This is a genomic window from Mesorhizobium sp. CO1-1-7, from assembly GCF_020164885.1.
Taxonomy (GTDB): Bacteria; Pseudomonadota; Alphaproteobacteria; order Rhizobiales; family Rhizobiaceae; genus Mesorhizobium; species Mesorhizobium australicum.
Genome location: NZ_JAIUHA010000005.1, coordinates 166554 through 180554 on the forward strand (window position 1 = coordinate 166554; position 14001 = coordinate 180554).

Annotated in this window: 12 protein-coding genes; 6 read left to right on the plus strand and 6 right to left on the minus strand. The window is 63.1% G+C overall.

Going from position 1 to position 14001, the window contains the following annotated elements:
- Positions 1 to 141 precede the first annotated feature (141 nt).
- The 3 genes from LB516_RS12450 to LB516_RS12460 form a co-directional block, all read right to left on the minus strand.
- Complete coding sequence (locus LB516_RS12450) at positions 142 to 1284, minus strand: efflux RND transporter periplasmic adaptor subunit (protein WP_224719643.1); 1143 nt, start codon at positions 1282 to 1284, stop codon at positions 142 to 144.
- Positions 1285 to 1338: 54 nt separating this feature from the next.
- Positions 1339 to 1944, minus strand: coding sequence for a TetR family transcriptional regulator (locus tag LB516_RS12455; protein WP_015318925.1), 606 nt, complete (start codon positions 1942 to 1944; stop codon positions 1339 to 1341).
- A 186-nt stretch (positions 1945 to 2130) separates the two neighbouring features.
- Complete coding sequence (locus LB516_RS12460; RefSeq protein ID WP_224719644.1) at positions 2131 to 3771, minus strand: acyl-CoA synthetase; 1641 nt, start codon at positions 3769 to 3771, stop codon at positions 2131 to 2133.
- A 203-nt stretch (positions 3772 to 3974) separates the two neighbouring features.
- On the opposite strand from LB516_RS12460, the gene LB516_RS12465 reads away from it, so the two are divergent.
- The 4 genes from LB516_RS12465 (at position 3975) to LB516_RS12480 (ending at position 7731) form a co-directional block, all read left to right on the plus strand.
- Positions 3975 to 4940, plus strand: coding sequence for a sugar-binding transcriptional regulator (locus LB516_RS12465; RefSeq protein WP_140715138.1), 966 nt, complete (start codon positions 3975 to 3977; stop codon positions 4938 to 4940).
- Between the two features lie 86 nt (positions 4941 to 5026).
- Positions 5027 to 7081, plus strand: coding sequence for a bifunctional aldolase/short-chain dehydrogenase (locus LB516_RS12470; protein ID WP_224719645.1), 2055 nt, complete (start codon positions 5027 to 5029; stop codon positions 7079 to 7081).
- Between the two features lie 109 nt (positions 7082 to 7190).
- Positions 7191 to 7451 carry a type II toxin-antitoxin system ParD family antitoxin gene (locus tag LB516_RS12475; RefSeq protein WP_181171256.1) on the plus strand — a complete coding sequence of 87 codons (261 nt, stop codon included), beginning with the start codon at positions 7191 to 7193 and terminating at the stop codon, positions 7449 to 7451.
- The gene (locus LB516_RS12480) at positions 7426 to 7731 is read left to right on the plus strand and encodes a type II toxin-antitoxin system RelE/ParE family toxin (protein WP_224719646.1); all 306 of its coding nucleotides are present in this window, start codon (positions 7426 to 7428) and stop codon (positions 7729 to 7731) included. Before LB516_RS12475 ends, LB516_RS12480 begins: the two co-directional genes overlap by 26 nt.
- A gap of 69 nt (positions 7732 to 7800) precedes the next feature.
- Here the strand turns inward: LB516_RS12480 and LB516_RS12485 are convergent, their stop codons facing one another.
- The 3 genes from LB516_RS12485 to LB516_RS12495 form a co-directional block, all read right to left on the minus strand.
- Entirely contained in the window at positions 7801 to 8850 is a 1050-nt protein-coding gene (locus tag LB516_RS12485) for a substrate-binding domain-containing protein (protein WP_015318930.1), read from the minus strand.
- Positions 8851 to 8899: 49 nt separating this feature from the next.
- Complete coding sequence (locus LB516_RS12490) at positions 8900 to 9895, minus strand: ABC transporter permease (RefSeq protein WP_140823384.1); 996 nt, start codon at positions 9893 to 9895, stop codon at positions 8900 to 8902.
- Between the two features lie 81 nt (positions 9896 to 9976).
- Positions 9977 to 11488, minus strand: a complete 1512-nt coding sequence (locus LB516_RS12495; protein ID WP_224719752.1) for a sugar ABC transporter ATP-binding protein — start codon at positions 11486 to 11488, stop codon at positions 9977 to 9979.
- A 136-nt stretch (positions 11489 to 11624) separates the two neighbouring features.
- Between LB516_RS12495 and mtnK the strand changes: the two genes are divergently transcribed.
- Together mtnK and mtnA are read left to right on the plus strand one after the other, a co-directional pair.
- Complete coding sequence (gene mtnK / locus LB516_RS12500) at positions 11625 to 12899, plus strand: S-methyl-5-thioribose kinase (protein WP_140661486.1); 1275 nt, start codon at positions 11625 to 11627, stop codon at positions 12897 to 12899.
- Entirely contained in the window at positions 12896 to 13990 is a 1095-nt protein-coding gene (gene mtnA / locus LB516_RS12505) for an S-methyl-5-thioribose-1-phosphate isomerase (RefSeq protein ID WP_224719647.1), read from the plus strand. Before mtnK ends, mtnA begins: the two co-directional genes overlap by 4 nt.
- The last annotated feature ends 11 nt before the right edge of the window (positions 13991 to 14001 follow it).

The following is a 14001-nucleotide window of genomic DNA, read 5'->3' on the forward strand; positions in this document are numbered from 1 at the left end:
GTTGCTCTTCGAGCGGAGAGACACTCATCGCGGTGGGACGCGAGGGTCGATGCGGGGGTACATCGGCCTTGACGTCTCGACCTTCGGGCACGCCGCCCGGAAACCTGCGGCCGCGGGAACGCGCGGCCGACCTGTCTGTCGTCAGCGCAACTGGCTGGCTTCGTCGCCCTCGGCCGAGGCGGACTGCTGTGCGGTGCCGCCGGGGAGTTTCACCTTCAGGTTCTCGGTCATGAACTGCGTACCGGCGGCGACCACGACGTCGCCCGGTTTCAATCCCTCCGCGACACGCACGCCGTTTGGGGCGAACTCGGCGACCTTGACGGGACGGGCATGCACGGTGTCGGCGCCACGATCGACCGTCCAGACGATTGACTGGCTGTCTTTCTCGGCGAGTGCACTGAGCGGGATGGACACGAGCTGCTTTTCGTTGGCCGCCGACGCCTCGATATTGGCGGTCATGCCGAGCAGCACGCGCGGGTCGTTGGGCAGGCTGACGCGGACGGCAAAGGTGCGCGACTGCGGATCGGCGCTGCCGGCGACCTCACGGACCTTGCCGTCGAGCTTCAGCCCATCGTCCGACCAAAAGCCCGCCTTGACGTCCTTGCCCGGCTTGAACTCGGCGATCTCCATTTCCGGAACCGCGATCAGCACTTCCTTTTCACCGTCGACCGCGACGGTGACCACGGGCGTGCCCGAGCCGACCACCTGGCCGACATCGGCGTTTACCGCCGTGACGATGCCATCCCTGTCGGCCTTGAGGTCGGTATAGCCGACCTGGTTCCTGGCCTGGGCAAGCGTAGAGCGGGCGGAGTCGCGCGTGGCGATTGCCTGGTCATAGGTCAGTGTCGCCTGTTCGAGCTGCGATTTCGGCGCGAAGTTCTTGGCGAAAAGCTGTTCGGCGCGCTTACGGGCGAGTTCGACCGTCTCGACCTGCCGTTCAGAGGCATCGAGTGCCGCCTGCGCGCTCTTGACCGACAGGTCATAGTCGGAGGGATCGATGCGAGCGAGCACGTCGCCAGGCGCCACGTGCTGGCCGATGTCGACGAGACGCTCGGTGATCTTGCCATTGACCCGGAAACTAAGCGTGCTCTCGGTGCGGGCGCGCACCGATCCGGAATAGGACAGCGTACGGGTGTCATGCGCCTGGGCGATCTCGACGACCTTCACCGGACGGATGATGTCCTTCACCTCGGCTTTTTCCTGCGAGCAGCCGGCAAGCCCCAGCGACGCGACGATCAGGCCGGCAGTTGGCAGCTTGCGAAGGATGGAACTGGGCAAAAACATTTCGGTACTCCCGACTGGAGACGGACTGTCGACACCGGCACCGGCTGGCGACGGCTATTTCAAGGCTCTGATGGCGTAATCGATGAGGTCGTCGGGCATTGCCCGATTGGTCTTGGCGAGGCACTGCGCCACCATCTGCGGATGGCACAGGATGACGGTGGCGGCACCGAAGCAGCGCGATGCGGTCACCGGGTCCTGCTTCCTAAACTCGCCGGCCTCGATGCCCTCGCCGATCACCTCGGCGAAAAGATCGTGAATGCTGTCGACATGCTTGTCGATGACGCCCCAGTCCCGCTCGAGCGCGACGATGACCATCTCGTGGACCTTCTGGTCGTCGAGCATGACCTCCATCGTCAGCTTGTATTGTGCATGCACATAACGACGCAGCCGCTCCTCGGCGCTGATCGGCAGGTGCATGATCTCGTAAGCCATCTTGTAGCTGGCGCCGAGCATCCGGCCACATACGGCTTGGTGGATTTCAACCTTGGACGCAAAGAAACGATAGATGTTGGCCGGTGACATGCCGAGTTCGCGGGCGATGTCGGCGACATTGGTCTTGCCGTAGCCATAGTGCCGGAACAGGCGCTCGGCGCAATCGAGTATGCGCGTTACATTTTCCTGTCGGGCGACGTCGGCGACGATGTTGGCGGCTTCGGACATAGCTCTCTGTCAAATAACGAGTGACGAATTTCGATTTTCATCACTCGTAAATCTAAATGAGCGAGGTGTCAACGCGGATTCGGTGTACGCGTACGATAGGTGACAATTGGTGACATCCAGTAGACGTCACAAGGCGCCCTCAGGATGCGGACCATTGAAAATATTCTCTCGAAAATCCCGGAGGCTTCAGGCGACCTTGGCCATTTCCCGCAGCCGGAACTTCTGGATCTTGCCGGTCGAGGTCTTCGGTATCTCGGCAAAGATCACCGCTTTCGGCACTTTGAAGCGGGCGAGCAGCGTCCGGCAGTGCTCGATGATCTCGGCCTCGCTCGCCTCCTTGCCCGGCTTCAGTTCCACATAGGCGACAGGCACCTCGCCCCATTTGTCGTCATGGCGCGCCACGACGCCGCAGGAGGCGACGGCGGGATGCTTGTAGACCGCTTCCTCGACCTCGATCGAGGAAATGTTCTCGCCACCGGAGATGATGATGTCCTTGGAGCGGTCCTTGAGCTGGATATAGCCATCCGGGTGCATGACGCCGAGATCGCCCGAGTGGAACCAGCCGCCGGCGAAAGCCTCGTCAGTCGCCCTGCGGTTCTTCAGGTAACCCTTCATGACGATGTTGCCACGAAACATCACCTCGCCGATGGTCTCGCCGTCGGCGGGCGTCTCGGCCATGGTCTCGGGATCCATTACCGTAAGGCCTTCGAGCGCGGCATAGCGCACGCCCTGCCGTGCCTTCTTGCCCGCCCTCGCCCCTTTGTCGAGTGCGTCCCAGCCATTATGCCATTCGTTGACGACAGCGGGACCATAGGTCTCTGTCAGGCCGTAGAGATGGGTGACGGCAAAGCCGGCATCGGCCATGCCCGACAGCACGGCTTCGGGCGGCGGGGCGGCCGCCGTGTTGAAGGTGACAGTTTGCGCAAACGCGCGCTTGTCCTCGTCCTTGGCGTTGATCAGCACCGACATGACCACCGGCGCCCCGCACAGATGGGTGACGCCATGATCGGCGATAGCGTCATAAATGGGCTTCGGCCGCACCCAGCGCAGGCAGACATGCGTGCCGGCCTGGACGGCGAGCGTCCAGGGAAAACACCAGCCATTGCAGTGGAACATCGGCAAGGTCCAGAGATAGACCGCGTGCTTGGCCATGCCGGCATGGATGGTGTTGGTGTAGGCCATCAGCGCAGCACCTCGGTGATGGTAGACGACGCCCTTGGGATTGCCTGTCGTGCCCGAAGTATAATTGAGCGAGATGGCGTCCCATTCGTCGTCCGGCATCGACCAGGCGAACGCCTCGTCGCCATTGGCGACAAAGGCCTCATAGTCCACCGTGCCGACCCTCTCGCCTTTCGGATAGGGCGCGTCGGTGGCGTATTCGGGATCGTCGTAGTCGATGACCAGCGGTTTGACCACGGCCAGACCGAGCGCTTCCCGCACCACGCCGGAAAACTCGCAATCGACGATCAGCACCTTGGTCTCGGCATGGTCGAGTTGGAAGGCAATGACGGCGGCGTCGAGACGCGTGTTGAGCGAGTGCAGCACCGCCTTGGTCATCGGCACGCCGAAATGCGCTTCCAGCATCGGCGGCGTGTTCGACAGCATGACCGTCACCGTGTCGCCCTTGCCGATGCCATGCTTGTGCAGGGCCGAGGCGAGCTTCAACGAACGGCGCCAGAAATCGCGGTAGCTGATGCGCTGGCTGCCATGGATGATGGCGACATGGTCGGGATAGGTTCTTGCCGCGCGCTCCAGATAAGTGAGCGGCGTCAGCGGCTGGTGGTTGGCGGCGTTCCTGTCGAGATCCTGTTCGTAGGGATTGGCCATCCCATTCTCCCCAAAGTCTTTTCGAGCTTTCTAACCTTACGCTCGTCGTCACGCTATCCCCCTGAAGGGCTGAGAATGCTATCCTGCACCGACTTGCTAGAATGGGGATTTCGATTGTGCCGCGCCGGCAGGAGATCTCTTCCCGTCTATTCCAAATTTGACTTTTGTCGAGAGCCGTGACTAATGTCAGCCAAGGAGGCGGCATGGCGATCCGACCGGCAGAACAGCTCATCCACAAGGCGGCCTGGCTTTACTATGCCCATGGGCTTCGCCAGGACGAAGTGGCCAATCAACTAAACATTTCGCGCGCCTCCGTCGCCATGTATCTGCGCAAGGCGCGCGAGACAGGCATCGTCAACATCTCGACCTCGACGCAGCTCTTCACGGACGACGTCATGGCGCGTAGGCTGGAAGATGCCCTGAAGCTCGACGCCGTCTGGATCGCGCCTGAGAACGCCTATCTCGCCGACCCCTCGACCGATATCGCGGTGCTGGCGGCAAGCGTTTTCCTGGAACTCGTCGGGAAAGGCGACCGCATCGGCGTCGCCTGGGGCCGCACCGTCTACACCATCGCCGACATCATGTCCTATGCCGACCTGCAGGACGTCACCGTGGTGCAGCTCTGTGGCAATCTCGGCGCACCCTATTCCTACCGGCCCGATCAATGCACTATGGAAATCGCGCGCCGGCTCAATGCCAAGGGCCTCAACTTCTACGCGCCCCTGGTGCTGTCGACCGAGGAACTGGCGCAAGGCCTGCGCGCCGAACCTGTGATCCGCGACCAGCTTGCCGGGATCAGCGACTGCGATCTTGCGCTCTACTCCATCGGCGCGGTCGATGCCGACAGCCATCTGGTGAAGTGCGGCGCGCTGACGGCAGCCGAGATGGCGGCGCTGCGCAGGGAAGGTGCCGCGGGTGTCATTGCCGGGCAGATCATCGATGCCCGTGGCGAGTTGCTCGACTGCAGCTACAACCGGCGGGTCATCTCGGCGGGGCTTGCTTCACTGCGCGTCATCGGTAAGCGGCTGATGGTCGTGCAGGAAGACAGCAAGTTCGAGCCGCTGCTCGCCGCGATCGCCGGCGGCCTCTGCACGCATCTGGTGGTCGGCGCGCATATGGCGCAGCGGCTGCTCGATCATGCCGGAACGTCAGCAGAAAAGGCGTCCTGAAAACCAATCCTTTGCCGACGCATTTGTCATCAAGGCGTCGCGGCATTCCTGTTCACCATCAAAGACAGCAACTGGACGAAGCGAACATGAAGAATCTGTGGAACGACGACGTGGCCGAACAACTCGTTGCCGACTATGCGAAGAAGGGCGTCGGCCGCGATCTGGCGTTGCGTGTCTACACGACGCGGCTTCTGGGCGGAGTGCCGCAACTGGTCCTGCATGGCGGCGGCAACACCTCCTGCAAGATCAAGGCAACCGATCTCGTCGGCGACGAATGGGACGTGCTGTGCGTCAAGGGCAGCGGCTGGGACATGGCCGTCATCGAGCCGCAGGGCCTGCCGGCGGTCAAGATGGGCGCCCTGCTCAAGGCGCGCAAGCTTGACAGGCTTTCCGACGAGAACATGGTCGCATTGCAGCGGGCCAACCTGATCGACCCCGCCTCGCCCAACCCTTCGGTCGAGACCCTGCTGCATGCCTTCCTGCCGCACAAGTTCGTCGACCATACCCACTCGACCGCCATCCTGGCCATCGTCGACCAGGAAGACAGCAAGCCGCTGGTGGCAAAGGTGTTCGGAGCAAAAATGGGCTATGTGCCCTACATCATGCCGGGCTTCGATCTCGCCAAGGCGGCGGCCGATGTCTTCGACGCCGACCCGACGGTAGAAGGCCTGATCCTCGACAAGCACGGCATCTTCACTTTCGGCGAGGATGCCAGGCAGGCCTATGACCGGATGATCCACTATGTGAACGTCGCCGAGGATTATGTGGCCGAGCATGCCAAGCCGAAAGCTGCAAAGACAGCGCTGCCGGCAAGACTAGCGTCACCAGCGGCGATCGCGCCCATGCTGCGCGGCGCTGTAGCGGCCCCACGCGGCGAAGGCCGCTTCGACCGCATGATCTCTGACTTCCGCACCTCGGACGCGATTGTCGATTTCATCAATTCCGCAGAGATCGCCGACTATGCCGGACGTGGCGTGTCGACGCCGGATCTGTCGATCCGGATCAAGACCGGACCGATGGCCGTGCCAGCGCCCGATGCCGACAAGATCGGCGACTACAAGGCCGTAATCCGGAACCATGTCGACGCTTTCGCCAAGGATTACCGCGCCTATTTCGAGACCAATGACGCGCTCGACGACGTCAAGCGCACCATGCTCGATCCGATGCCCCGGCTGACGCTGGTGCCGGGGCTCGGCATGTTCGGCCATGGCCGCACGCTGAAGGATGCCAGGATCGCCTCGGACGTTGGCGAGATGTGGATCGAGGCCGTGCGCGGCGCCGAGGCCGTCGGGCGTTTCCACCCGCTATCCAAGGCCGACCTGTTCCCGCTCGAATACTGGTCGCTGGAACAGGCCAAGCTCGCCTCCAACAAGCCGAAGCCGCTGACCGGCCAAGTGGTGCTGATCACCGGCGGTGCCGGTGCGATTGGTGCGGCGACCGCAAAACTGTTCGCCGACAATGGCGCTCATGCCGTCGTCGTCGATCTCGACGCCGAAAAGGCCGCCGATGCCGCCAGGAAAGCTGGCAACAATTCGATTGGCGTCGGCGCCGACATCACCGACCCGGACCAGATGCGTGCCGCCTTCGACAAGGCGGTCGCCGTCTTCGGCGGCGTCGACATATTGGTGTCCAATGCGGGTGCTGCCTGGGAAGGCCGCATCGGCGAGCTTGACGATACGCTGCTGCGCAAGAGCTTCGAGCTCAATTTCTTCGCTCACCAGTCGGCGGCGCAGAACGCCGTGCGCATCATGCTGGAACAAGGTACAGGTGGGGCGCTGTTGTTCAACACCTCCAAGCAGGCGGTCAATCCGGGTCCGAAATTCGGCGCCTATGGCGTGCCGAAAGCGGCGACGCTGTTCCTGTCAAGGCAATACGCGCTCGACTACGGCGCCCATGGCATCCGTTCCAACGCCGTCAACGCCGACCGCATCCGCTCCGGGCTTTTGACCGACGCCATGATCGCCAGCCGCTCGGGCGCACGCGGCGTGTCGGAGAAGGAATACATGTCCGGCAATCTGCTCGGCCAGGAAGTGACCGCGCAGGACGTGGCGCAGGCCTTCCTGCACCATGCCCTGGCCGACCGGACGACCGCCGATGTGACGACGGTCGACGGTGGCAACATCGCGGCGGCGCTGCGATAAGGCAATCTCTGCTATCCTTTTAGCGCCAGGCAGGATCGAGACGAAGACTAGTAAACATTGTTAGTCCTTGTGAGGTGCGCTATATATAGTCGGTATGAAAGCTGAACCTATGCGCACCCTGACCATATCGCTTACGCCGCAGCAGGTCGCCCGCCTGCAGAGCGCCGTCGAGGGCGGAGGATACGCCTCGAACAGTGAAATCGTCCGCGAAGCCTTGCGCCTTTGGGAGCAGCGCGAGCAATTGCGTGCCCTGGAACTGGATCAGTTGAAACGGGCCTACGCCGACGGCATGGCCAGCGGCAACCCAGTCGAAGTCGAACCCGTCGAGTTCATTCGGGGCCTGAATGCAGAACGCCGCGCCGGTGGCTAAATACAGGCTTACTCCGCGCGCCTCGCAGGATTTGCGCGACATCTGGCACACCATCGCAATCGACAATGAAAAGGCAGCCGATAAGCTGCTGATGCGCATTTTCGACAAGATGGAACTGGCGGCAGGGCATCCCAAGATGGGTTCGGCCCGGCCGGAATTGAGCGCGACGGCCCGCGTGCTCATCGAAGGCCGCTATATCGTCATCTATGAACCACAGCCGGACGGTGTACTGGTCGTAGCGATCGTTCATGGAATGCGCGATCCGGAACACTGGTTGTAACCGGAAGGCTGAACATCGATACGAAAGGGCGGTTCATAGCCGCCCTTTCGCTTTCCTATTGGTGCCGCGCTACTTCGCGTTCGGGTTCGGCATCCATGTCGGCATGGCGACATCGGCATGGGCGAACTGCGGCAGCTTGGCCGACAAGTCTTCCATGTTCTTGATGTCCTTGTCGATCAGCTCCTTCTGGGTGATCAGCGTCGGCGGCACGATGACGTTGTGGCCGGGATCTTCGCCGGCGAGCAGTTGCGCCAGGGCGCGCACCGAGACCTGGCCGACGACTGCCGGGTTGGTCGCCGCCGTAGCCGCCCAGGCACTGTCGGGCTCGCGCATCGCCGCGATGTCGGATGTCGAAATGTCGGCCGAATAGATCTTGATCTTCTTGTTCAGGCCGGCTTCGTCGACGGCGATCTTCACGCCCTTGGCGAACTCGTCATAGGGCGCGAACATCACGTTGATGTCGGGGTGCGCCGACAGCACCGAGCGCGCCTGGTTGGCGACGGAGTTGGCGATCGGATTGTCGAGCGTGCCGAACATGGCGGCCTCCTTTATGCCTGCATATTTTTTCTTGACGTCGACCCAGGTCTCGTTGCGGCGGTCGAGCGGAGCGATGCCGGCGACATAGACATAGCCGGCGTTCCAGCTTTCGCCATTGTCCTTGACTGCCTGTTCGAGCGCCAGCCGTGCCAGATCTTTGTCCGACTGTTCGATTTGCGGGATCTTGGGGTTTTCGACATTGACGTCGAATGCCACCACCTTGATGCCGGCGTCGACGGCGCGCTGGGCGGCGTCCTTCATCGATTCCGTCAGGCCGTGCTGGATGATGATGCCCTGCACGCCGAGCGCGATGGCCTGGTCGACCATGTCGGATTGAAGGGCGGCGTCCTGGCGGCTGTCGAGCACGCGCAGGTCGATACCGAGCGCCTTCGACTGCGCCTCGACGCCCGACAGATACGCCTGGAAGAAGTCGCCGGTCGAGAGATAGCGAACCAGTGCGATCTTGACGCCGGGTTTGTCGAACGGCGCCGGCTTGTCGGCGGCAAATGCCCCCTGCATCAGCATGGTTGCGCCGGCGAGCCCGAGCGCCACTTTCCCCAGAAGTCTTCTAGTGATGTTCACCTTGTTTTCCTCCACTTTTGTTGAACCCAAAATCCTATCCGGCCGAATGCTAGTTCCTGCCCCTGCCCGAAAGGGCAAAGGTGAAGACAAGGGCGACGACCAGAACCACGCCCTTGACGAAATCCTGCGTGTAGTAAGGCGCGTTCATCATTGTCAGGCCTTGCAGCAAGATGCCGACGAACAGCGCGCCGATGGCGGTGCCAAAGGCGTTCGGCTTGGCGGCGCCGAGCACCGCGTAGCCGATCAGCGCCGCGGCAACCGCATCGAGCAGCAGATTATTACCCGAGGCGATGTCGCCGCGTCCAAGCCGGGCCGCGAGCAAAATGCCGCCGATCGAGGCAAAAACGCCTGAAATAACGTAGGCCCAGATCTTGTATGCCTTGACAGGCGCGCCAGCGAGTTCGGCGGCGCGCTCATTGCTGCCGACCGCATACATCATGCGGCCGAAGCGGGTGTATTCGAGGAAGAACCAGATCAGCACGGCCAGCACCAGAAGCACGACGACCGAGACCGGGATGAGGTTTGGGATGAAGAAGTCGAAGCGGTGGCGGCCGAGCGCCAGGAAGGCATCGGAGAACTTGCCGCTGGCGACCGAGCCATCGGGCATGGTCATGCCGGTGGCGATCGAGCGGCCTTCCGTGGGGATGCGCTGCAGGCCGACCAGCAGGAACATCATCCCGAGCGTCGCCAGCAGATCGGGTACACGCATGTAGACGATCAGCCAGCCATTGATCAGGCCGACAATGGCGCCAATCAACAGGCAGACGATGACCGCCACGAACGCGTTTTGCTCCAGCACCACCATCACATAGGCCGCAGCCATCATGGCAGAGGTTGCGACCGAACCGATCGACAGGTCGAAGCCGCCGACGACAAGCGTGGCGGTAACACCGAGCGCCAGCACACCGGTGATGGCGACAGACTGGAAGATGAAGACGGCACTTTGCGGCGAAACGAACCCGTCGGCGGCGATCGCGAAATAGGCGACCAATCCGAACAGCAGCACGATGAACCCATAGCGGATGGCGTAGTCGCGCAGCGTCATTCGGCGCACCCCGGCGCCGCTGCCCCATTTACCCAACTCGCAGCCATGGTCTCTCCATTCTAATTCCATCGGCCGCCACGCTCAGGCAGCGCTGTGCAGCGGTCCACCGGCAACCTCGGCCAGCAGGCGGTCGAGGTCGACATCGGCATTGCGGTGTTCGCCGACGATCGTGTGCTCCGACATCACCAGGATGCGGTCTGCCGTCTCCAGCGCTTCGTCGAGTTCGGTGACGAACAGAAGCGTGGCGCGGCCATTGGCGCTGGCCCTCAGCTTGGCGGCGATGTCGCGCCGGGCCGAAATGTCGACGCCCTGGAACGGCTCGTCGAGGATGAACAGCGCGGCATTCTGCGCCATCCAGCGGGCGACCATCACCTTCTGCTGGTTGCCGCCCGACAGCGCCGACATCTCGTCCTTCTCGGAGCGGCAGACGATGCCCAGTTGCTCGATCTGCCTGCGCGCGGTGGCGCGTTCGAGGCGGCGCCTGAGCACGCTCAGACTGGACATGCGCTTCAGAAACGGCAGGCTGACATTGCGCTCGATGTTGAAGCCGTCGACGATGCCGCTGGTCGCACGATCCTTGGCGACGAGGAACACGCCGGCGGCGATCGCGTCGCCCGCCGAGCGCGGCGCATAAGGCTTGCCGTTCATCGTCATGGTGCCGTCGAGCGGCCGGCGCACACCGAACAGCGTCTCGGCAAGCGCGGTCTTGCCGACGCCGACGAGGCCGGTGATGGCGACGACCTCGCCATCGCCGAGTGTCAGCGACATCGGCTTGGCGCCCTGCGCGATGCGCAGGCCTTCGACGCTCAGGACCGCCCTGGCGGAACTCCTGGCCACGATCCGGTCGAGATGGATCTTGCGGCCGAGCATGGCGTTGACCGCGCCTTCATAATCGAGCGGCTTGGCATCGAAGGCGCCCGAGACGACACCGTCGCGCATCGAGACGATGCGGTCGGCGAGCCGCCTGATGTCCGACATGCGATGCGAGATGTAGAGGATCGCCACGCCCTGCTCGCGCAGACGGTCGACCAGCGCGAACAGCCTGTCGGCCTCGGCACTGGAGAGCGACGAGGTCGGCTCATCGAGGATCAGCACTTTCGGCTGGTGCGCCAGCGCCCGGGCAATCGCCACCATCTGGCGGTCGGCCAGCGAAAGATCGCTGACGCGCGCCTTCAAATCGATGGCCAGCCCCATGCGGTCGGCGACCGCCTTGGCCTCACGGCGCACGCGAGCGGGATTGAACAGGGTCGGCACGCCCCGGCCGCTCAGCCGGTCGAGCGTAAGATTGGTGGCGACATCGAGATCGGCGACCACGCCGTCATTGATGTTCTGGTGCACGGTGACGACACCCGCGCGGATCGCTTCCGCCGGCGTGTTCGGCGCGAACTCCGCACCGGCGAGGGTCATAGAGCCGCCGCCACGCTCGTAGACGCCGCTGATGATCTTGACGAGGGTGGATTTGCCGGCGCCGTTGGCGCCCATCAGCACGGTCACTTCGCCGGCATGGAGGTCCAGCGCGATGCCGCCAAGCACCTCGTTGCGGCCAAAGGATTTCCTCAGTCCCTCTACGCGGAACACGGCATCGCCGACCATGCGTTCCTCCCTGGTCATGACGCTATGGTCAATGTAGGCAATTGTCAACACGATTGACAATTGCCAGACAGCTTCCTAGCTTGGCCCCGCCGCTTGGGCTCCTTATGATCGGAGCACATAGGCGGGAGGAACAAGGATGACTGGGAACTTGCCGTTCGAAGCATTGTCGGTGGAGACGCTCGCAACCCGTCTCGGCACGAACGAAGCGCTGTGCGCGAAGATCGGCAAGGATGCGAGCGCCTGGAAAGTTCGCGAGGTTGGCGACGGCAATCTGAACCTGGTGTTCATCGTCGAAGGCGCCAGTGGCGGCGCCATCGTCAAGCAGGCCCTGCCCTATGTCCGCCTGGTCGGCGACAGCTGGCCGCTGCCGCTAAAACGTTCCTTCTTCGAATACCACGCACTGACCCGGCAAGAGGCGCGCGCGCCGGGCTCGGTGCCGGAGATCTACTACTTCGACGAGGTCCAGGCGCTGATCATCATGGAGTATCTGGCGCCGCCACACATCATTCTCAGGCGCGCCCTGATCGACGGGCGCCGACTGCCGAACATTGCCAGGGATATCGGCCTGTTCATGGCCCGCACGCTGTTTCGCGGTTCGGACCTGTCGATGGTGACCAAGGAGCGCAAGGCGGATTTGGCGCTGTTCGCCGACAATGTCGAGCTTTGCGACATCACCGAGAACCTGGTGTTTTCCGACCCCTATTTCGACGCCAAGATGAACCGCCACACCAGTCCGCAGCTCGATAGGCTGGTGGCGGAACTGCGGGCCGACCGCGACCTCAAGGTGGAGGCGCAGCGGCTGAAGCATATGTTCGCCGCCAATGCCGAGACGCTTTTGCATGGCGACCTGCATTCCGGCTCGATCATGGTCACCGATCAGGAAACGCGGATGATCGATCCGGAGTTCGCCTTCTACGGCCCGATGGCCTTCGACGTCGGCATGCTGCTCGCCAATTTCTGGATGTCCTTCTTCTCGCAGCGCGGGCATGAGCAGAACGGCAGGCGCGATGCCATGCGTGCCTATCTGCTCGGCGTCACGGCTGAAACCTGGGCCGTGTTCCGCGCCGAGTTCTCGCTGTTATGGCGGACGGAGCGCACCGGCATGCTCTATCAAAAAAGCCTGTTCGAGGATCAGGGCGACCGGCTGGGCGCCGAGCAGGCGCTCGATAATGTCCTGCACCAGATATGGGACGATCTGCTCGGCTTCGCCGGCATCGAGGTGCACCGGCGCATCCTCGGTCTCGCCCACAATGCCGACTTCGAGACCATTGCCGATGAAGATCTGCGCGCCAGTTGTGAGGCGAAGGCACTGAAATTCGGCCGTCACATCGCCGTCAACCGGCGCCAGATCCACAGCATCGACGAGGTCAACAATCTGGCCGCGCTGATCGAACAGGAGAACAGCATTTGAACGTCGGTGACCGCCACTTTCGGACCATCTGGCTGAGCGACGACGGCCGCTCAGTTGATATCATCGACCAGCGCTGGCTGCCGCATGAGTTCCGCATCGAGAAGCTCGGCACGGTCGCCAGCGTCGCCACCGCGATCCGCGACATGTGGGTGCGTGGCGCACCGTTGATCGGGGTCACCGCGGCCTATGGCGTCGCCATGCAGATGACGGATGATGCATCCGACGAAGCGCTCGACACTGTGTGGGAGGTACTGCACGATACCAGGCCGACGGCAATCAACCTGCGCTGGGCGCTCGACGAGATGCGGCGCACCCTGCGGCCACTGCCGCTTGGTGAACGCGCCGCGGCCGCCTACCGGCGTGCCAATCAGATCGCCGACGAGGATGTCGGGCTCAACCGCGCCATCGGCGAGAACGGTCTCGCCATCATCAAGGATATCGCGGCGCGCAAGCAGCCGGGCGAGACGGTCAATATCCTCACCCACTGCAATGCCGGCTGGCTGGCGACGGTCGACTACGGGACAGCCACTTCACCGATCTACCTCGCTGTCGAAGCCGGCATTCCGGTCCATGTCTATGTCGATGAAACACGCCCACGCAACCAGGGCGCCCAGCTCACCGCCTGGGAGATGGCTGGCCACGGCGTGCCGCATACGCTGATCGTCGACAATGCCGGCGGCCATCTGATGCAGCGCGGCGCAATCGACATGGTCATCGTCGGCACCGACCGCACCACCGCCGACGGTGACGTCTGCAACAAGATCGGCACCTATCTGAAGGCGCTCGCCGCCGCAGACAACGACGTGCCGTTCTACGTTGCGCTGCCTTCGCCGACCATCGACTGGACGGTGGGCGACGGACTTGCCGAAATCCCGATCGAGGAACGTTCCGGCGACGAGGTTTCGCTGGTGTGGGGCAAGACCGCGAGCGGCGAGATCGCCCAGGTACGCGTCTCGCCCGAAGCAACGCCTGCGGCAAACCCCGCCTTCGACGTGACGCCGGCGCGGCTGGTGACCGGGCTGATCACTGAGCGCGGCGTCGCCAAGGCGTCGCGCGAGGGGCTGAAGGCGATGTTCCCCGAGCGGGGATAGGCGGGCCGCGC